The organism is Geodermatophilus sp. SYSU D01119, assembly GCF_054049975.1.
Map to the genome: position 1 here is coordinate 96,997 of NZ_JBJGYL010000013.1, position 18,928 is coordinate 115,924.

Annotated in this window: 17 protein-coding genes; 8 read left to right on the top strand and 9 right to left on the bottom strand. The window is 72.6% G+C overall.

Features of this window, described 5'->3' with window-relative positions; genetic code table 11:
* Window positions 1-57: 57 nt before the first annotated feature.
* Window positions 58-708: a TVP38/TMEM64 family protein gene (locus tag ACI79X_RS12495; RefSeq protein ID WP_457025722.1), complete on the top strand. Its 651-nt coding sequence runs from the start codon at window positions 58-60 to the stop codon at window positions 706-708.
* Between the two features lie 35 nt (window positions 709-743).
* On the opposite strand, the gene ACI79X_RS12500 is transcribed toward ACI79X_RS12495, so the two are convergent.
* A complete protein-coding gene (locus ACI79X_RS12500; RefSeq protein WP_457025723.1) occupies window positions 744-1,901 on the bottom strand; it encodes an acyltransferase family protein in 1,158 nt (385 codons plus the stop codon).
* Window positions 1,902-2,113: 212 nt separating this feature from the next.
* On the opposite strand from ACI79X_RS12500, the gene ACI79X_RS12505 reads away from it, so the two are divergent.
* Complete coding sequence (locus ACI79X_RS12505) at window positions 2,114-2,890, top strand: class I SAM-dependent methyltransferase (RefSeq protein ID WP_457025724.1); 777 nt, start codon at window positions 2,114-2,116, stop codon at window positions 2,888-2,890.
* Between the two features lie 16 nt (window positions 2,891-2,906).
* Here ACI79X_RS12505 and ACI79X_RS12510 read toward each other — a convergent pair whose 3' ends face one another.
* Window positions 2,907-4,352, bottom strand: a complete 1,446-nt coding sequence (locus ACI79X_RS12510) for a lipopolysaccharide biosynthesis protein (RefSeq protein ID WP_457025725.1) — start codon at window positions 4,350-4,352, stop codon at window positions 2,907-2,909.
* Window positions 4,353-4,457: 105 nt separating this feature from the next.
* On the opposite strand from ACI79X_RS12510, the gene ACI79X_RS12515 reads away from it, so the two are divergent.
* The 4 genes from ACI79X_RS12515 (at window position 4,458) to ACI79X_RS12530 (ending at window position 9,641) form a co-directional block, all read left to right on the top strand.
* Window positions 4,458-5,354: a glycosyltransferase family 2 protein gene (locus ACI79X_RS12515; RefSeq protein WP_457025726.1), complete on the top strand. Its 897-nt coding sequence runs from the start codon at window positions 4,458-4,460 to the stop codon at window positions 5,352-5,354.
* Window positions 5,355-5,487: 133 nt separating this feature from the next.
* On the top strand, window positions 5,488-6,972 hold the full coding sequence (locus ACI79X_RS12520; RefSeq protein WP_457025727.1) for a glycosyl hydrolase family 28-related protein: 1,485 nt from the start codon (window positions 5,488-5,490) through the stop codon (window positions 6,970-6,972).
* 107 nt (window positions 6,973-7,079) lie between these two features.
* Window positions 7,080-8,312 carry a glycosyltransferase family 4 protein gene (locus tag ACI79X_RS12525; protein WP_457025728.1) on the top strand — a complete coding sequence of 411 codons (1,233 nt, stop codon included), beginning with the start codon at window positions 7,080-7,082 and terminating at the stop codon, window positions 8,310-8,312.
* Between the two features lie 90 nt (window positions 8,313-8,402).
* On the top strand, window positions 8,403-9,641 hold the full coding sequence (locus ACI79X_RS12530) for a hypothetical protein (protein WP_457025729.1): 1,239 nt from the start codon (window positions 8,403-8,405) through the stop codon (window positions 9,639-9,641).
* On the opposite strand, the gene ACI79X_RS12535 is transcribed toward ACI79X_RS12530, so the two are convergent.
* From ACI79X_RS12535 to ACI79X_RS12550, 4 genes are all read right to left on the bottom strand, one after another.
* On the bottom strand, window positions 9,638-11,053 hold the full coding sequence (locus ACI79X_RS12535; protein WP_457025730.1) for a hypothetical protein: 1,416 nt from the start codon (window positions 11,051-11,053) through the stop codon (window positions 9,638-9,640). The genes ACI79X_RS12530 and ACI79X_RS12535 overlap by 4 nt on opposite strands.
* Before the next feature lie 122 nt (window positions 11,054-11,175).
* Window positions 11,176-12,201, bottom strand: a complete 1,026-nt coding sequence (locus ACI79X_RS12540) for a glycosyltransferase family 4 protein (protein ID WP_457025731.1) — start codon at window positions 12,199-12,201, stop codon at window positions 11,176-11,178.
* A gap of 88 nt (window positions 12,202-12,289) precedes the next feature.
* Entirely contained in the window at window positions 12,290-13,564 is a 1,275-nt protein-coding gene (locus ACI79X_RS12545; protein WP_457025732.1) for a glycosyltransferase family 4 protein, read from the bottom strand.
* 55 nt (window positions 13,565-13,619) lie between these two features.
* The gene (locus ACI79X_RS12550) at window positions 13,620-14,522 is read right to left on the bottom strand and encodes a glycosyltransferase (protein ID WP_457025733.1); all 903 of its coding nucleotides are present in this window, start codon (window positions 14,520-14,522) and stop codon (window positions 13,620-13,622) included.
* Between the two features lie 263 nt (window positions 14,523-14,785).
* Here ACI79X_RS12550 and ACI79X_RS12555 point away from each other — a divergent pair, with 263 nt between their 5' ends.
* Both ACI79X_RS12555 and ACI79X_RS12560 read left to right on the top strand, forming a co-directional pair.
* Window positions 14,786-16,168: a polysaccharide biosynthesis tyrosine autokinase gene (locus ACI79X_RS12555; protein ID WP_457025734.1), complete on the top strand. Its 1,383-nt coding sequence runs from the start codon at window positions 14,786-14,788 to the stop codon at window positions 16,166-16,168.
* 113 nt (window positions 16,169-16,281) lie between these two features.
* Window positions 16,282-16,890, top strand: a complete 609-nt coding sequence (locus ACI79X_RS12560; RefSeq protein WP_457025735.1) for an arsenate reductase/protein-tyrosine-phosphatase family protein — start codon at window positions 16,282-16,284, stop codon at window positions 16,888-16,890.
* 53 nt (window positions 16,891-16,943) lie between these two features.
* On the opposite strand, the gene ACI79X_RS12565 is transcribed toward ACI79X_RS12560, so the two are convergent.
* From ACI79X_RS12565 to ACI79X_RS12575, 3 genes are all read right to left on the bottom strand, one after another.
* Complete coding sequence (locus ACI79X_RS12565; RefSeq protein ID WP_457025736.1) at window positions 16,944-17,075, bottom strand: hypothetical protein; 132 nt, start codon at window positions 17,073-17,075, stop codon at window positions 16,944-16,946.
* A 96-nt stretch (window positions 17,076-17,171) separates the two neighbouring features.
* Complete coding sequence (locus ACI79X_RS12570) at window positions 17,172-17,753, bottom strand: arsenate reductase/protein-tyrosine-phosphatase family protein (RefSeq protein WP_457025737.1); 582 nt, start codon at window positions 17,751-17,753, stop codon at window positions 17,172-17,174.
* The gene (locus ACI79X_RS12575) at window positions 17,753-18,829 is read right to left on the bottom strand and encodes an LCP family protein (protein WP_457025738.1); all 1,077 of its coding nucleotides are present in this window, start codon (window positions 18,827-18,829) and stop codon (window positions 17,753-17,755) included. The genes ACI79X_RS12570 and ACI79X_RS12575 overlap by 1 nt, the downstream gene beginning before the upstream one ends.
* Window positions 18,830-18,928: the final 99 nt, after the last annotated feature.

Sequence of the window (18,928 nt, forward strand, 5' to 3'; positions counted from 1 at the left end):
GGGCGCGGGCGGACGGTTGCCCCAGTCTGCCTCGCGCACGTGGGCGACGATGGGACCGTGCAGGGGACGTGGGTGCGGGCCGGCGTGCTCGTCGCCCTCCTCGCGGCGGCCGGCGTCGTGGCGCTCACCGTGGACCTGCCCGACGTCGCCACGGTCCGCGGCTGGGTGGACCGCTCCGGGGTCACCGGGCTGGTGCTCCTGACGCTCGGGGTGGGGATCGCGCTCCTGGCGCCGGTGCCACGGACGGCGCTGTCGCTGTTGGTCGGCGTCGTCCTGGGCTTCTGGGGTGGCTTCGTCGTGGCGGTCGTGGGCGCCGTGCTCGGCGGCCTCGGTGCCTTCGGGCTCGCCCGGTGGCTGGGCCGCGACGCGGTGACGAAGCTGGCCGGGCGCCGGCTGGCGGAGGTGGACCGGCGGCTGGTCGGACACGGGTTCGGCCCGATGCTGCTGGTGCGGATCTCGCCGGTCCCGTTCATGCCGATCAGTTACGCGGCCGGCCTGACCGCGATGCGAGTGGCGCCGTACACCGCGGCGACGGGGCTCGGCGTCGTGCCGGGCTCCGCGCTGCAGGTGGCGGTGGGCGCCTCGGTGGGCGGCCTGCCGGAGTGGGTGACCTCGCCCGTCGGCTTGGCTGTCGAGGGTGTGGTCGTGCTGGCGCTCGTTGCCGCCGGCGTCATGTGGTGGCGGTGGACCCGCTCCCACGCCGGTTGACGGCGGTCGCGGCGATGCCGATTACGGGTGCGCCGTCAGGCCGTGGGAGGAGTCGTCGCGGCCGGGTGATCGGGATCGGTCCCCCCGTGCGCAGCCGCCGTCATCTCCGGCCTCGGCGCGGCCCGGCGGAGACGCCGTTCCAGCGGCGCCTCGATCCAGCGGTACAGCAGTGCCGCGAGCCCGACGGCGAGGGCGAGGGCGAGGGCGCCAGCCGCGGTGACGAGGGTGAGACCGTCGCCGATCCTTCGGATGACCGGGATGAGGACGCGGAGCACGGGCTCGTGGACGAGGTAGAAGGCGAAGGACCACTCGCCGAGTCGGCGCATCGAGGGCCGGGACGCCACGGTGCCCGCCCCCTCGAGGTCACGGGCGGCCGCACTGGCGATGAGGAGGGCGAAGGGGCCCACCGTCAGGAGCGGGGCCGCGTAGGTGGGCAGCCAGCCGGCGGCGAGGTAGCCGCCCACGGACACACACACGGCGAGGGACCACGGTGCTCTCGGCCGCCACCCCCGCTGGATCGCCTCGGCCAGGGCGATGCCGAGGGCGAACTCGGCGAGACGGACCAGAGGGAGGTGGAGCGTGGCCCAGCTGGCCACCGAGGGCGAGTCCGGAGCGTGGAGGAGGAGCGGCCAGGCCGACGCGGCGACGACCAGGACGGCCGTCGTGGCGAGTGGCCGGCGGAGCCACCGCCGGCGCACGGAGATCAGGAGAGGGAACAGGGCGTAGAAGAACACCTCGCACGAGATGGACCAACCGGGGCCGTTCCCGCCGAAGTAGATGCGGGGTTCCGGCACCCATGCCTGCACGGCGAGGACCGAGGGGGCCGCCTCGAGGACCGGCCGCCACCCTCGCTCGGACTCCACGACGACGGTCAGGGCGGTGGCCACCACGAGGGCCAGCCAGTACGCGGGGGCGATCCGGGCGAAGCGGCGGCGGTAGAAGGCGCGAGGGGAGTCGCCGTCCCTGTGCGACCACGTGAGGACGAATCCGCTGAGAACGAAGAAGAACGAGACCCCGGTGAACCCCTGGACGCCGAGGCGCTCCAGGAACGTCTCGGCGGGGGTCTCGTTGTAGAGGCCCTGCACGTGCCGCAGGAAGACGGCGAAGGCGGCGAAGGCCCGCAGTCCCGTCAGGGAGTCCAGCCGGACGGCGGTGTCCCGGGCGCGCGAGGTCGCGTTCCGTCGCCCTGCCATCCGACCCCCGTCGTCCCCGATGTCCCCGCCGGCGGAGGCCCTCGGCCGGGGAACGGGCACGGTGACCAGCGCGATCCCACCCTAGGCGGAGATGCCCGCGCCCGACCTCCCCTCCTGCCCGCGCCACCACGACGGGGGATGCCGCGCCGCTAGAGTGCCCGACCATGCGCGCGGGGGCTGCTCTTCCTTGGCGGACACCGGGGGTCGCGGAGGTGAGCGAGTCGCTCGACACGATCCCCGGCTGGTTCCAGCCGATCGACGTCTTCCTCTTCGACTGGTTGCTGCACGACCAGTCGACGCGGGGCGTGACGGGGGACCTCGTCGAGATCGGCACCTACCTGGGCAAGAGCGCCGTCGTCATCGGCGCGCACCTCCGTGACGACGAGACGTTCACCGTTGTCGACCTGTACGGATCGCCGGCGGAGGACGCGGACAACGCCGAGGAGAACGCGTCCTCTTACGGAGACCTCACGCGTCAGGCCTTCGAGTCCAACTACCTGAGGTTCCACCGTGAGCTCCCGGTCATCGTCCAGGGCCTGTCCACGGAGGTGACACACCACGTCCGCCCGGGGGCCGTCCGGTTCACACACGTCGACGGTTCACACCACTACCGGCACGTGCGGGCGGATGCGCTGGCGGCGCGCTCGTACCTTCAGGCGGAGGGCGTGGTGGCCTTCGACGACTACCGGACGGCGCACGCGCCTGGGACCGCGGCCGCCATCTGGGAGCAGGTCGCGACCGCGGATCTGCACCCGATCGTCGTCAGCGACACGAAGCTCTACGCCACGTGGGGGGATGCCGAGGCAGTGCGGCGGCGGCTCGTCGCGACGATCGAGGAGGAGCGGGCGCTCGGCTTCGAGGTGCACGAGCTGCAGGAGCCGCTCCTGCGTGTCTTCCCCACAGGGGCAGGTCCTGCCTCGCTCGGCAGGCGGGTGTCGAGGCGCCTGGGGCAGGGCGTCGACTCCCTGGCTCGCCGCCTCCTCGACTGACGCGCGGGGAATGCGCTCACGTCCTCGTGGGCAGCAGCCTCCGCGCGTCGGCGGACAGTTCCCGCACGAGGGCCGCGTTCGTCACCCACATGACGACCGCGAAAGCCGCAACGGCGGCGGTGGTGGAGAGGGCCAGGCCAGTCCACCGTCCGAGATCGGCCAGGTGGACGCCCAGGCCGGCGGCTCCCCCCGCGGCTCCGGCGGCGAGTGTGCCGAACGCCCGGAGTGGGACGGGAGGGCGCAGCCCCAGCGACCACCGGAGGACGAGAGCGCCCGCCGCGGTGGCGATGACCGCCTCTCCGACCGCGGCCCACGCCACCACCGTGAGTCCCCCGGACACGGCGACGGAGACCACCACCACGTGGAGCAGTGCCCCGCCTCCGGTGAGCGCGAACTCCAGACCCACCTTGCCGCGCGCGACCAGGGTCGGCCGGTTGAGGTAGGCCAGACCGGACACCGCGTAGGCCAGGCACAGGACCTGGGCGAGGGGCACGGCGCTGGTCCACTGGGCGCCGAAGAAGAAGGGGACCAGGACGGGACTGGTGACCAGCAGGACGAGGAGCGCCGGCGTCAGCAGCGCCATGGAGTAGGCCACGGCGGTCGCATGTGCGGTCCGGAAACGCTCCGCGTCGTCCCGGACCCGCGAGAAGACCGGGAGGGCGACGGTGTCCATGACGGACGTCGAGACCTCGGCCACCACGCTGAGGAGACGGGCTGCGACGGTCCAGAGGCCCAGGGCCTCGGCGCCGGCCACGCCACCGATGACGAACGCGTCCGCCCGGTCGCGCAGGGTCTGCATCACCTGGACCCCGACGAGCGGTGCGCCGAAGCGCAGCACCCTGCCGGTCACCTCGGAGGAGACGGCGAACCGCGGGCGCCAGCGTGTCCTCGCGAGCACCGTCACGAGGGAGACGGTCGCGTGCACGTAGGACTGGGCCACCAGGGACCAGACGCCTGCACCCAGCAGCGCCGAGCCCACGCCCACGACCCCACCCGCGACCGCCGCCGCGATGTCGCGGGCTGCAAGCGCAGCGAAGGACAGATGACGGTGCAGGAGCGCCGCGGGCACGGCAGCCGCCGCGTAGAGGGGGAGGAGGAAACAGAGCACCCGGAGGACCGGCGCGAGCCCGGGGGAGCCGACGGCCGCTGACAGCGGACCGGCGAAGACGGCCAGCGGAACCGCGATGCACGTCGCGAGCCCCATCTGGAGCCAGAAGACGGTGCTCGTCGTGCGCGCCTCCTCGGAGTCGTCGGACCGCACGAGGAAGTCGGACATGCCGAGATCGACGAAGACGGTGAAGGCGGTCGTGATGGCGAGTGCCAGCGCGACCACGCCGATGTCCTCCGGCGTCAGCAGCCTGCTCAACGCGACGAAGGTGACGAACGTCGTCCCGCGGACCACCCACCGCTGGACGGCGGTCCATCCCACCCCGCGGATGACGCGCGTGCGCAGGCCAGGCATCATCCGTCCTAGTCACATCGGGGGGCAGTGCCATCGACTGCACGCGTTGCACGCCGTCATGAGCGGTGCGCGGACATGCTAGGAGACCACGCACCGCGCCGCTCCGTGTCCGGAGCGACGGTCATCGTCCGTGCCAAGGACAAGGCCGACACGATCGGCTCGACGCTGCGGGCGCTGCGAGCGCAGACAGTGGTGCCGGAGATCCTGGTCGTCGACTCCGGCTCCACTGACGGGACGGTGGACATCGCACGTCAGTGGGCCGACCAGGTCCTCCACCTGGAGCCGGCCGACTTCTCCTTCGGAGGTGCCCTCAACGTCGGCGCCGAGGCGGCGAGTGGAGACGTGCACTTCGCCCTCTCCGCGCACTGCGTGCCCGACCGCACGGACTGGGTGGAGCGCAGCCTCGCGCTCTATGACGAGGACGCGCGCGTCGCGGCGACCAACCAGGCGTCGAGGACGCCGGCGGGCCTCCCCATCGCGACCACGTACCACCAGACCGTCGACGACGTCTGCCGGAGCCCCCTGTGGGGGTTCTCCAACCACGCGTCGTCGTGGCGGGCGGATGTCTGGCGGGAGTTCCCCTTCCGGATCGACCTGCCGGCGTGCGAGGACAAGGAGTGGTCCTGGCGAGTCCTCGCCTCGGGCCGCACGATCGCCTACTCACCCGCGCTGGCCGTGCCCTCGGTACACCGGCGCCAGCAGGGGCTGCGGACCCTCCACCGCCGCGTCGCGGGGGAGGCCCAGGCCCTGACCGCCCTCGGGGCGACCAGGCCGCTCACGATCACGGGCGCCGTCTCCGCCTGGTGGTCGTCGTTCTCGCTCGAGGGGAACCGCCCGCGGTTCGTCCGGCGGATGAACCCGCACCGCGTCGTCGAGCTCGCCGGGGCCTGGTCCGGCAGTCGCGCCGCAGAGCATCTGCGCGGCCCTCGGACGTTCCCGTCCGGCTGTTCCGGGCCGCGACCGATGTACCTGCCTTGGGCGTCGGCAGAACCGGATGGGTGACCCCCCGCGCCCCGCCCGGGGGATCAGTCGCCGGGACGTCGTCGCGGTCGCGGGCGGCGCTGCGGCTGCCGGGGCGTTGGCGCTCGCCGGGACCGCGGCGAGCGGCGAGCGGTCCGGCGGACCCGCCGGCGCGATGGCTGAGGTCGACGTCCGGGACCACGGTGCCCGAGGCGACGGGCGCAGCGACGACACCGCGGCACTGCAGCGGGCGATCGACGCTGGACGCGGGCGCATGGTGCGGTTCGGCAGCGGGACCTTCCTCGTGTCGCGGCTGCTGCTCCCGGACGACACCTGGCTCGACCTCGGGGCGGCCGTCCTCCGTCGGTACGGCAACCGCGAGGGCGCGGCTGCCGGGGCCACGGTGCGCAACGCCGACCTCCGGGGAGGCAACCGCCGGATCACGATCCACGGCGGGTACATCGAGGGCGGCGAGGACTCGACCGGCCGCCTCCTCGGCTTCGTCGGCTGTCGCGACGTCGATGTCCGCGGACTGGTGGTGCGCAAGGGCGCCTCGGACTTCGTCGACTGGATGATGACCTTCGAGAGTTGCCGCGACGTCCACGTGTCGGAGGTCCGCGTCCAAGGGGGCACGGAGCTCGGGGAGGACGGCCTCCACATCTCGGGATGCACGGGCGTCGTCGTGTCCAACTGCACCATCGAGAGCGGTGACGACGCCCTCGCGATCGCCCAGGACTTCGGGCAGACGCGCCCGGTCGGCCAGGTCGTCGTCAGCAACTGCGTCCTCCGCTCGCGTCGAGCGCACATGGTCCGCGTGACGGTCGCTCCGGACGAGGTCCACGGCATCAGCGGCGTGGTGCTGACCGGTCTGGTCGGCTCTGCGCCCGGCGGCGGCTCGTCCGGCAACCCGGTCCTCATCGCCGACGAGTCCCGAGGCGGGCGTGTCCGGGAGGTCCTGGTAGCCGACGTGCTGGTGGACGCGCGCGGGACCCTCGGCGACGCCTGTCGCGTCGCCGACGTCGTCGACTCCGACTTCCGGGGTGTCCGGGTCGTCGGAGCGGACGCGCACGCCTTCCTCGTCGAACGGTGCACCGGTCTGTCGTTCACCGACTGTTCCGCGAGCGGGCCCCGACCGGGCAACGGGAACTCCGCGTGGACCGTCGTCGGCTCCCGCCGGCTGACTCTCGTCGGCTGTTCGTCGCAGGACGCGGACGTGCACGGTTTCGAGGTGACCGGCGACTCCGCTGCCGACGTCCAGATGCTCGGTTGCCGCTCCGTCCGGCCCGGCGCCTACGCCTTCCACCTGTCCGGCGTCGATGGGGTGGCGTTGCTGGGCTGTACGACCCAGGGAGGGGTCCAGGGCATCGACTGCGACGAGCAGTCGCCCCCTCGCGGCCTCCGGGTGATCGGTTGCCATTTCGCCGACCACGCCGACCAGGCGGTCAAGAACCTCCCGCTGGACTCGAGCAGCTGGGGCAACACCACCGGCGGGGGGACTGCCGCCGCGGCGAACAGGGTGGTGGGTCCGCTGGGCTTCGGGGACGCCGGACCATCCGGACGCCCGTCCGTGCGGGGGGTCCGTGGCGGGAACGAGGCACTCGCCGGGCTGCTGGGAGCGCTGGCGCAACTGGGCCTGATCACCGACGAGACGGAGGAGTGAGGCGGCATGGACGGACGTACGAGCCGAGGGGACTCGGCCGGCGGAGCACTCCGTAGCGGGCAGGCGGAGACGCAACACAGGTCGGGCCCCCTCCAGCGGGTGCGGTGATGAGGATCGCCGTCGCTTGTGCCTTCAACGAGAACGCGATCTGGTCGATCTCGCAGTACGCGTCGCAGCATGGCCTCCTCGCCCAGCGGCTCGTGCCGAACTGGTCGCTGACCGCTGACGTCGCCCGGACCCTGTCCGCCGTGACGAGGTCCGAGGCGCTCGAGGGCTTCCGCGCACGCAAAGAGGCCAGGCTCCGGAATTCTGCGCTGCCGGAGGACCTGGCGGTCAGTCGCCTCACGGAGGTCATCCGGATCGCCGGCGGTCGGACGAAGACGCCCGTGACCCCATTCCTGGGTCACTACGCGTGGAAGGCGGAGTTCGACCTCCGCGCGAGCCGGCACCTGGACTCCGACGGGATCGACGTCCTGATCGGCATGCCGGGCTCCTCGGAGCGGATCTTCCGGGAACACGCCCGGCCCCTGCGCGTCTTCCACGCCATCGACACGCACCCCCGGGCGAGGAACCGTGCCCTGGTTGCCGCATACGGTGGCCGGGCCTGGAGTGAGGCCCACCCACCCCTCCTCGCGGCCCGCATCGAGCGGGAACTCGGGATGTCCGACCTGGTCCTCGCCCCGTCGCGGCTCGTCGCCGACCAGATGGTCCGGTACGGGGTGCCGGCCGACCGCGTCCTCCGGATCCCCTACGGAGTCGACCTCGAGCGCTTCACGCCGGCGCCCGCGTCCCCGAGCCCGGAGAGCCGGCGGCCCCGGGTCATCTTCGTCGGCCAGATCTCGCTCCGGAAGGGCGTGCCCCTCCTCCTCGACGCCGTCCGTGGCCTCGACCTGGACGTGACGCTGGCCGGTCAGGTCTTCGACCGCTCGACCGTCGCGCACCTCCCCGACAACGTGACGCTGCGAGGTGTCCTGTCACCCGCGCAGCTCGCGGACGCCTACAAGGACCACGACGCCATGGTCCTGCCGACGGTCGACGACGCCTGCTCACTGGTCGTGGCGGAAGCGGCCGCGAGCGGCCTGCGCGTCCTGACGACGGACGCCAATGGGGCAGCCGAACTGCTCCCACCGGAGCACGTCGTCCTGCCGGCTGGGGACGTCCCGAGCCTCCGGTCGGCGCTGGAGGCCGTCCCGGTCCTGACCCCGGAGGACCGCGACCGCATCTCGTCCGGGTTGCGGTCCGGTGCGACCGGCGACATCCGGTCGTGGCGTTCCTACGCCGAGGACGTCGTGTCCGCGCTGGAGGGACGCCGGACCGGCGCGGCACCCGCCGTCCTGTGACGATGCGCTGACCCGGACGGGAGGAGGGGCCGGCAGGTGAGGATCGACGAGCCACGGCGACGGGCGGGCGGGCGGTTCCTCCGTCACCTCGTGTCGTTCTCGATGCTGCCGCTCTTCTCCCTCGTCTCGAGTCTGCTGGTGCTCCCGCTCATCAGCTCCCGCTTCGGCGCGGCCGGCTGGAGCAGCCTCCTCCTCGGGCAGTCGATCGGTGCAGCGGTGTCGGTGGTCGCCTCGCTCTCGTGGCCCTTCGAGGGCCCTCATCGCGTGGCGACCCGGGAACCCCGGGAGCGGCGGGCGCTCTATTCCTCGAGCCTCCGCCAGCGCGTCCTGGCGCTCCTCGCGCTGACCCCGGCCATGGTCGCCGTCGCGGTGCTGGTGACGCCGCAGGAGCGGACGACCGCCGTCCTGAGCGCGGTGGCCATCGCGATGAACGCGCTCACGCCCACGTGGTTCTTCGTCGGCGTCAGCCAGCCGCGCAACGCGGTGCTGTGTGAGGGCGTGACCCGGCTGGTGGCGCAGGTCGTCGGGCTACTCGTGCTCCTGGTGGCGCCGCTGTGGGCCTATCCCGTGTGCCTGGTCGCCGGTGGGCTGGCGTCGCTGGTCGTCGCGCACCGCCTGCTCCCGGCCGGCGACCCAGCGGTCGTCCTCCCGCGGTCGCCGTGGCGGGATGAGGTCTTCGCCGCCGTCGCCCGGGGTGGAGACGCCGCCTACAACTACCTGGCCGGTCTCCTGGTGGCCCTGGTGTCCTTTCCGGCCTTCGGGGTGTTCGGGCCGGTGCAGCAGGTCAACGTCATGGCCGCCAACGTGCTGACCAGCCTGAACTTCGGGCTCGTCTCCTGGACAGGAGGAACCGGTAGTACCGGAGGGGACGGGACGGCCCGCCGGCTGCGCATCGTGCTCGGCTCCGTCCTCGTCCTCGGTCTCCTGCTCCTCGTCGGCACCTGGCTCCTGCTGCCCCTCGTCCTGTCCTTGCTCTTCGCCGGCACGGTCGAGTTGTCCGGGGCTCAGGCAGGCGTGGCGGCGGTGCTGATCGCGGCGAGCTACGTGTACCGCAGCGTGCTGCTGGTCGTCTGGGTGCCGCTGGGTCGTGCGGTGCCGGCCTACCGGCTCACCCTGGTCGGGGCGGTCGTGGGCCTGAGCGGAGTGGCCGCGGGCGCGTGGTCGGCGGCGGGCACCGGTTCGCTGGCCGGGGCCGCGGTGGCCACGGCGTGCGGTGCCACCGTCGGCATCGTCTCCGCCGCGCTGTGGCTCCGGCGGCTGCCGGCGGCCGGACAGCCCGGGACTCCGGAGGGAGCTCTCGGCGGCGCGGTGGAACCGGGCCCGCGCTAGCGGATCGGTGCGGTCCGGCCGACCGGGTACCGCGCGACCCGGCCGGACGTCGACGGGACGGGTCCGGTGGTGTCGCGCCGTCTCTCGCGGGCCCACCACAGTCCCAGGCCGATCAGCACGAGGTTGGTGAGGTAGACCGGGGCGTTCGATCCGATGGGTCCCCGGATGATGCTCAGGACCGCGAGGCTGGCGTACGGCACGAGGAGCGCCAGCCCGGAATCGGGCGCCCGGGTCCAGGCCAGGTCACACCGCCGCGCCGCAGCGGCGATGCCGAAGAGGATCACGCACATGCCGAGGACGCCGAAGTCGACGTAGAGCTCGGTGTGGAAGGGCAGCGAGAGGTTGGTGAACGCGTAGCCCCTGTGTGCTGCGACGTCGATCGAGGCCGGCGTCGCCTTGTCCTCCCACACGGATCGGGGGACGACGTAGAGGACGCCGGACACCGTGTAGTTGCCCCAGGAGTGACCGACGTCCCGCACGAATGCAACGGCATTGACCGACTGCTGGAAGCCGTCGAAGTCCTGGCCGGCGAAGGCGTCGAAGCCGGTCGCATAGGTGACGTCCTCCCCCCGGAACGCGTTCGCCGCGGGATAGGCGACGAGCGTCGCCGTCAGCAAGGCCGCGGCCAGCACGAGTCCCGACCGGCGCGACCGCGGGCGCGTGAGGACGAGGACCAGGGAGCCCAGGGCCGCGGCGCTGAGGGCCCGGGTGTTGACGAAGGGGTTGGCGAACAGCACGACCAGGGTCAGGCCGAGGGCCAGGACGAGGGCGTCCACGGCGTCCACCTGTGCCCAGCTCCGGGTCTTGACCTGGTGGATCACCCGGAGCAGCGCCAGGTAGGCGACGGCCGTGGCCAACGCTCCCGGGAGGATGCTCACGAGCGCCACCTGCACGCCACCGGCGAGCGCGCCGGAGATGCCCGCCGCCTCGAGGGAGGCCGCGCGGTCGGCGCGGCTGCTGAACAGGCCGGCGACCCCGCCCGCGGAGGCGATGGCCCCTGGAGCCAGAACGATGCAGCACCCGAGGTAGGCCAGGCACAGGGGCCTGCCGGGAACGGGCGACCGGCGGACCGTCGGCGCGGGCTCGGCAGGATGTCGGGAGCCCGGTCCCAGGAGCAGCCCGACGAAGAGGACCGTCGTCGCGAGCAGGTTGATGAGCATCGCGTCGGGGACGAGCGGGCTGTCGAGGACCGCGCTGTCGCCCCATGCGGCCGTGCCGTGGGACAGCTGGTAGATCGGAGCGACCCCGAGCCAGGAGAACAGGAAGACGAACGTCACCAGGGCGATGGGACGTGGCGCGGGGTGGGCGCTGCGGGCGATGCCGGCGGCGCAGATGCCGATCTGGAGCACGGAGACGATCACCTGGAAGGTCCCCAGCTGCAGGATCCACGGCAGTAGAGCGGTCTCAGCCACACCCACCGCGAGGAGGGACGGGCCGACTCCGTGACGGATCGACGCCGTGCCGGTCGTGGCGGCAGCGACGTCGGGTCGGGGCGGAGGATCGGCCGCCCTGTGCGCCCCCCGGGACCTCCTCCTCACGCGAGGTCGCCCAGGAGGTCGGCGAAGGCCTGCGCGGAGCCGTCCCAGGTGAACCGGGAGAGGACCGCCGAACGGTCGGTGACCGCGCTGGCGCCCTCGAGGACCAGGCGGAGCGCACGCGTCATCCCCGGGACGTCGAACGGGTCGAAGTAGCTGACCGAGTCCCCCGCCACCCAGCGGAATGCCGGGATGTCGGACACGAGCGGTCGGCCTCCCGCGGCCAGCGTCTCGACGACCGGCAACCCGAACCCCTCGTCGAGGCTCGGGATGACCACGGCGGTCGCCGCCTCGTAGAGCGCTGCCAGTGCGGGATCACTGACATAACCGAGCCGGTGCACGTGGGCGCTGGCCTCCGGGGCCTCGTCCGCGAAGACCGGTGAGTCACCGCCCGCGATCATCAGGGGATGGGCCTCCCGCATCGCGGCGGGGAGTCCGCGGTATGCGGCCGCGAGCCGGCCGAAGTTCTTGCGGGGGTCCCTGCTCCCGACGGCGAGCAGGAAACCCTCGACGCCCGGCCGCTCGAGGTGGGCGAGCACCTCGGCCGGCAGGTCGTCGGACGACGGGCGTGCGAAGACGTCACTCGGGGCGTTGGGGGCCACGGCGACGGGGACGCCGGGACGAAGACGTCGCACCTGCTCGGCGACGGGCTCGCTGACGGTCACCAGTGCATGTGCGGAGCTCAACTGGGACCGGAGCACGGGTGCGTGCGTCCGGACGTACCGGGCGGAGTACCACTCGGGGTGCTCGAGTACGAACAGATCGTGCACCACGACCACGTGCCGCCTGGCCAGGATCGGGCTGCGGGACGTGAAGGAGACCAGCGACCCCCTGGCCGCCCGGAGCGGCAGGGCCGTGTGAGCCCACGCGTGGGCGAGCACCGGCCGTTCCAGCGCCGGCGGAGGTGGGACCAGGAGGCGGGCGCCGGTGCGCCGGACCAACCGGGAGGAGACCTCCGTGGCGTACCGCTGCTGGCCCGTGACGCGCTGCCCGGTGAACGCCCCGTTCAGGTAGATCCTCGTCATCGCGGTCCTCCGTCGCCGTTCTCGTCACGGGCGCCCATCGGCTCCGGAGACGGTCCTCGAGCCGGGGCCGGGCACGTCGACCGGGGACTCACCGAGGACCGACGACCCAGGATGCCGCCGTGAGGAACGCCCGCCGAGACCTCGCCGTGAAGCTGGAGCCAGCATGAGCCTCGGGGATCCCGGTGCGCGGCCCGGTCGGCACGGGTCGTTCCGCGCTCCCGGGCCGGTGCCGGCTGGGACCGGACCGGCGAGCCCCCTGGAACCGCGTCCGGACCTGCTCGTACACGACTTCGTAGTCCCGGCCCATCGTCGCCGTGTCCCCGCCGTCGCTGGTCAGGGAGGCGGCGCGGAGGGCTCGCAACGACCCAGGAGAGGTCAGGAGTCCGACGAGAGCGTCGGCGAGAGCGGCGGGATCGCCCGGCGGGACGAGCCTCCCTGCCTCCCCGCCGTCGAGGAGCTGAGGGATCCCGTCGACGTCCGAGGCGACGATCGGGAGTCCCACGTCCCGTGCCTCCGGGACGACCAGCGGAGCGGGATCCCGGCGTGACGGGACCACGAGGACGTCGGTCGCGAGGAACCACGGTCGGGGATTCGAGACGAAGCCCACCATGTGGATGCGTCCGGCATGGTCACTGGCCTGGACGCGCTGCTCGATGTCGGGGTTGTCCCTGTTGCCGACGACGTAGAGGTGGACGTCGGGCACCCGCGCTGCCACGGTCTCGAAGGCCTCCAGGAGGACGTCGAGCCCCTTGCGGGGAGAGAACCCTCCCACGAAGAGCACTGCCGGGTGGTGACAGGCGACCTCCGCGCCCCCGCGCTGACGGACCGTCCCCCGGGTGCGGTTGACCACCACGCGCAGCCTCTCGGCGGGGACGCCCTGCCGCGCGAGGCCCTCGGCCACGGGCCGGCTCACCGCGACGACGGCATCGGCGAGACCCATGAGCCAGGAGGATCCCTGGAACTCGTTGTGGACCGTGGTGACGAGCGGCCGCCGGACGACGCGGAGGACACGCAACAGGGTGATCGCACAGGCGGCGGTCATCGTGTGGGCGTGCACCACCGTCGGCCTGGTCAGCCGGACGATCCGGCCGAGGGCTCGTGCGTGCCGGTAGATCCGCCGCCTGCTGTGTTCGGCCAGGACGTGGACGACACCGTTCTCCTCCAGCAGTTCGACGAACGAGCCTCCGGAAGAGACGACGAAGACGTCGTGACCGGCAGCGGCCTGTTCCACCGCGAGGTCCACCACCATGTTGGTGATGCCGGTGCCGTTTGCCTCCATCTCGTTGGTCACGTGCACGACGATCACGCCGTCGCCTCCCAGGACAGGGCGGTCGAGGCCGCCGACGAGGTGGACCAGCGCCACGGGCACGGAGTGGCGCGCAGACAAGGCGGTATCGCCCGGGAATCCCTGCCCACGGTCACGCGCCTCCGGCGAACCAGGGCAGCCAGGGGGCGAGACCTCCCCGGTGGCCGGCACCCAGGATGTCCTGCAGCCCGCCGTTCTCCACGGGGACCGCCGAGCGTCCACCCGACCAGGCGGCGACCAGCTCGATGAGGCGGTAGGGGCTCAGGCGTCGCAGCGGGCGCGGGAAGCGGCTCTCCGCTGCCGGGAAGGACGACCACCATGCCCAGACCACCTCGCCGACCGTCATCGGCCGCGCAGCCCCGAGACTGACCATGGCCTCGGCCTCCCGCGCCATGCGGCGGAACAGCGCTTGAGGCCCTTGCCCTCGCCGGTGGTCGGTGGACACGACCAGGTCCGGTGAGTAGGCGATGGTGTGGCCGGACGCCAGCACCCGCCAGGACCACTCCTTGTCCTCGCACGCGGGGAGGTCCTCCCGGAAAGGGAGGTCCTCCCAGACGTCCGCTCGCCACGACGACGCGTGGTTCGAGAACCCCCAGGCGGGGTGAGCACGGACGTCGTCGACGGACTGCAGGTAGCGGTCATGGATGGGGTGACCCGTCGGGGTCCGGACGGCCTGGTTGGTGGCCGCGACGGAGGAATCCGCGTACAGCGCCAGACTGTCGGCCACCCACGTGTCGGTCGCGGGTACGCAGTGCGCGGACAGGGCGAAGTGGACGGCCGAGGACGCGGCCGCGGCGCCGATGTTCAGGGCACGTCCGTACGTGAAGTCCGAGGACGCGATCTCGATGACCTCGTCGGCCCAGCGCCGGGCGATGTGGAGGGTCCCGTCCGTGCTACCCGAGTCGACGACGATGATCTGCACGGGATGGGTCTGTGCGCGCAGCGAGCGCAGGGTCGCCTCGATCGTGTCGGCCTTGTCCTTGGCGCGCACGATCACGCTGGCGTCCAGTTCCACGGATTCCCTCTCGCATACGGATGGTGCACGGCCCTCGACGAGAGGTGTCCTGCTCTCCCCGTGTCGCGATTGTGCAAGAACTCGGACGCCGCGCAATCTCGGCCGACCCGAATAGAGGAGATGGCGCCGCGGGGGTTGGACGCCGGCGGGCCCGAGGCGCCTTCCCCCACCCCATGGGAGGACGTGTCGCCCCGCCGCGCGACGGACGGACCAGCAGGTGTCCTATGGTCGTGCAACGCCGGCGCGCCGAAGAATGGGGACGGATGACACTTCGAGACGTCGTCGCTGCACTGCGCACCTCGTGGTGGATGCTGGTCGCCGGTGTCGTCATCGGGAGCGGTCTGGCCTTCCTTTGGAGCTCGCTGCAGACGCCCCTCTACTCCTCGTCGACGCAATTGTTCGTCTCGACGACCGACTCGACGTCGACGGAGAATGCATTCCAGGGGAGTCAGCTCTCGCAGCAGCGTGTGGCTTCCTATGCCGAACTCCTCACCGGCCGGGAGATGGCCGAACGGGTCATCGACCGTCTGGACCTGGACGCCGGACCCGACGACCTCACGGCGAGCATCAGCGCCTCCCCGATCCCGGGGACGGTCCTGATCGACGTCACGGTCACGGATCCGTCGGCCGAGGGTGCCCGCGAGATCGCCGAGGCCCTGGGCGCCGAGTTCCCCTCCTTCGTCGACCAGTTGGAGGCCCCGGACGCCAGCGGCCGGGCGGTCGTCCGCGTCACGACGACGGAGGCTCCGGAGACGGCCTCCGCCCCGAGCTCGCCCCAGGTCGCACGGAACATCGTGCTGGGCGCGCTGGTGGGGTTCATGGCCGCCGCGGCCGCCGCGGTCGCGCGCCGTCAGCTGGACCGCTCGGTGCGGGACCCGGAGCTCGTCACCTCGCTCACCGGCGTACCGGTGCTCGGCACCGTCCTGCGCGACGAGGGGCTCGAGAAGCACCACGTCATGGACCGCACCGGGACGAGCCGGTCGGCGGAGGACTACCGGCAGATTCGCACGAGCCTGCAGTTCCTCGACGTCGACCAGCCGCCCAGGGTCATCATGATCTCGAGTGCGGTCCCCTCGGAGGGGAAGACGACGGCGGCGGTCAACCTCGGCCTCGCCCTCGCGGACGCCGGCCGGCGGGTGACCGTCGTCGAGGCCGACTTCCGCAAGCCGCGGGTGACCCGCTACCTCGGGCTCGTCAGTGGCACCGGCCTCACCAACATCCTGTCCGGCACCGCGGACGTCGAGGACGTCGTCCAGAAGTACGGCTCGGATGACTTCTCGGTCATCGCGGCCGGACCGACCCCGCCCAACCCGGGGGAACTGCTCGCCTCCAACCAGATGGCGGCGCTGCTGGACAAGCTGCGCGAGTCGAACGACTTCGTCCTCATCGACGCACCTCCGCTGCTCCCGGTCGCGGACTCCACCGGCCTGGCCGTGCACACGGACGGGGCGCTGTTGTCCGTCCGCTACGGCGTCACGCGGAAGGACCAGCTGGTCCAGGCGGTCATGACGGTGGAGCGCGTGGGCAGCCGGGTGCTGGGCGTCATCCTCAACATCGTGCCCCCGCGTGGAGACATCGCTGCCGCCCACGGCTACGGGTACGAGTACGGCTACGACGTCGATCGCCGTCCGGGGACGCCGGGCTGAGGAGGTCCCGGGCGCAGGACCGGAGGAGCCCGGGCCGCCTCGCCCAGGTGCGCCGGACGGCCGGGAGCCCGGGGACCCCGGGCCGCTGAGACCCACCTCGACAGGATGGTCGGATGCCCCGCCACTGCTCCCCCGAGCCGGTCTTCACCGTCCTCGTCGTGTGCACGGGCAACATCTGCCGGTCCCCGCTCGCCGAACGCCTCGGACGGGCCTATCTCGACGAGCGGCTTGCCGGGCGTGCCGGTGAGGTCGAGCTGGGCAGCGCCGGGACCCGCGCGGTCGTGGGGGCGGCCATGCACCCGGACACCGCGCTCGTCCTGCGGGGCCTCGGCGGCGATCCCGCTGGGTTCCGGGCTCGCCAGGTCGTCGACGGCATGGTGATCGACGCGGACCTGACGCTCACGATGACCCGGGCGCACCGACGGGAGGTCCTCGCCCTGGCGCCCCGAGCCCTGGCCCGCACCTACACCCTGCGCGAGGCCGCCGACCTCATCCGGATCGCCGGTACGGGCACGGACGTCCCGGACCGGACGCCGGCCGATCGGGCGCGGCGGCTCGTCTCGCGATTGAACGCCGCCAGGTCGCGCCGCCACTCGGGGCCGGAGGACGACGTCCAGGACCCGGTCGGGCTCTCCCTCGAAGTGCACCTCGAGGTCGGTGAGAGCGTCGCCGCAGCCCTCATCCCGCTGCTGGACTTCCTGACCGGTCCTCCCGCTTCCTGACGTGGCCCCGCCGGCGCTCCTCGCGCGGAGGCGCCGCGGCGGGTGCGGCGGACTCAGACGGCGGCGCGGCGCATGCGCGCGACCGTCGGCGTCACGCCGCACAGGGCGGACGCCGCGACGAGTGAGCCGTGCTCGGTGAGGAAGACGTCGAGCGCCAGCCAGGTGGCGCCCAGGAGGAAGGTCACCTCTCGATCCTCGGCCGGAGGCGTCGGCGGCTCGCCCACGCGCGGGGTGTCCGTGTTCCCTGGGACGCAGGTGGTCCCCGCGCCGGACGAGGCGACTCAGCCCAGAACCAGCCGCCCCAGCGGCAACTCGTCGAACAGGACGTCCGCAAGCGCCCGAACGGATCCGGCGACGCGGACGGCGACCGCATCGTGCACGGCGTCGTCCTGTCCCATCGGATCCGGGATGTCGTCGCTGACCCGACCGGGCCGCCGGGCGCGGGCTCCGGCCAGACGGAGACCGAGCTCCGCCGCCCGCAGGGCCGGCGGGAGGGATGTCAGGCCGGCCAGGTCCGCGAGGGGCAGGAGTCCCGCGGCCTCTGCCAGCGTGAACGTGCGGCGAAGACCGCGAGGTGCGAGTTCGAGGACGGTCCGGCGGTGCTGGCGGGTCATCGTCAGCACCAAGTCCGCTCGTTGCACCGAACCAGCTGTCAGGCGCCGGCTGGTGAAGCCCGTGGGGTCGCCGCCCAGTTGCTCGAGAGCCCGAGCGCTGGCGCGGTGCATCGGTCTCCCCGGCGTGGCCGCCACGCCGGCGCTGGAGACCTCGAGGTGTTCCACGAGGTCACCCACCCATCCGGTGAGCAGGCGTTCGGCTACCGCAGAGCGACAGATGTTGCCCGTGCAGACGAAGAGCAGATGCATCAGCGCGGTACGTCAGGCAGCGCCTGGCCGGTGAACTCGTCGGCGTTCTGCGCCAGCGAGTCGTTGCGCAGGTAGGCCCACATGCGCTCGCCGGTGACCTCGTCGAGGTAGACGACGCTCGCCGGTCCCTCCATGCCGGTGCCGAGCACGGGCGCGGTGAACGACTGCACGTTCTCCGGCCGCAGGCTGCGCAGCGAGTAGGCGAGGCCCAGCAGATCGCCGTTGCCGAGGGTGTCGTCGACGGCGACGGCGCTGGTCACCGACAGCAGCGCGGCGTCGAGGCGGCCCGGGTCGGTCAGCGTGCCGGAGCTGAACAGCTGGGTGAACACCGCCTCGAGGTACTGCTGCTGGCGGCGGACCCGGTCGAAGTCGCCGCCGGGCAGGCCGTAGCGCTGGCCGAGGTACCAGCGGGCCCGGTCGCCGTCGAGGTGGTTGACCCCGGCCGGGAAGGTGTACGGCCCGTTGCTGGTGGTCTCGGCGACGACGACGTCGACCCCGCCGAGGTCGTCGGTGACGGCGATGATCCCCTCGAAGTCGATCGCCACGTAGTGGTCGATGCGGACCTGCGTGAGCTGCTCGACGGTCTGGATCAGCAGCGGGGGGCCGCCGTAGGCGTAGGCGGCGTTGATCTTGTCGCGTCCGTGGCCGGGGATGTCGACCCAGGAGTCGCGGGGGATCGAGATCAGCTGCGCGTGCTGCCGGTCGCCGGTGAAGCGGGCGATCATGATCGCGTCGGAGCGGCCACCGGAGGCGATGCCCTCGTCGGCGCTGCCGCGGCTGTCGGTGCCGACCAGCAGGAAGGTGACCGGCTCGGCGCCCGCGGGCCGCGCCGGGGTGGCGGGCGCCGGGCGCGCCTCCTCGTCGAGGTCGGCGAAGACGTCGGCGACGCGGTCGATGTTGCCGCCGTAGCGGTCGGTCAGGTACCACAGCCCACCGCCGACCAGCGCGACCAGCAGCACGACGAGCACGGTCAGGGCGACGAGGAACCGCCGCAGTCCCCGACGGCGGCGGGGCGTCACCGGCGCGGCCGGTTCGTCGGTGAGCAGCGTCGACCCGCTCGGTGCCTCGTCGGCCATGACCCACCCCCGTGACGGTCCGTCACGGCCGAGGCTACGTCCGCGAGCGCCCGAGCGTGAGCCTGCTCCCACTCCTCGGGGTGAGGTCACGCACCGTGG

Bases quoted from the DNA above. Each gene is read 5' to 3' on its own strand.
- ACI79X_RS12500 (WP_457025723.1), bottom strand. From the start codon at position 1,901: ATGGCAGGGCGACGGAACGCGACCTCGCGCGCCCGGGACACCGCCGTC.
- ACI79X_RS12520 (WP_457025727.1), top strand. From the start codon at position 5,488: ATGGCTGAGGTCGACGTCCGGGACCACGGTGCCCGAGGCGACGGGCGC.
- ACI79X_RS12560 (WP_457025735.1), top strand. From the start codon at position 16,282: ATGCCCCGCCACTGCTCCCCCGAGCCGGTCTTCACCGTCCTCGTCGTG.
- ACI79X_RS12555 (WP_457025734.1), top strand. From the start codon at position 14,786: ATGACACTTCGAGACGTCGTCGCTGCACTGCGCACCTCGTGGTGGATG.
- ACI79X_RS12575 (WP_457025738.1), bottom strand. From the start codon at position 18,829: ATGGCCGACGAGGCACCGAGCGGGTCGACGCTGCTCACCGACGAACCG.
- ACI79X_RS12570 (WP_457025737.1), bottom strand. From the start codon at position 17,753: ATGCATCTGCTCTTCGTCTGCACGGGCAACATCTGTCGCTCTGCGGTA.
- ACI79X_RS12525 (WP_457025728.1), top strand. From the start codon at position 7,080: ATGAGGATCGCCGTCGCTTGTGCCTTCAACGAGAACGCGATCTGGTCG.
- ACI79X_RS12510 (WP_457025725.1), bottom strand. From the start codon at position 4,352: ATGCCTGGCCTGCGCACGCGCGTCATCCGCGGGGTGGGATGGACCGCC.
- ACI79X_RS12540 (WP_457025731.1), bottom strand. From the start codon at position 12,201: ATGACGAGGATCTACCTGAACGGGGCGTTCACCGGGCAGCGCGTCACG.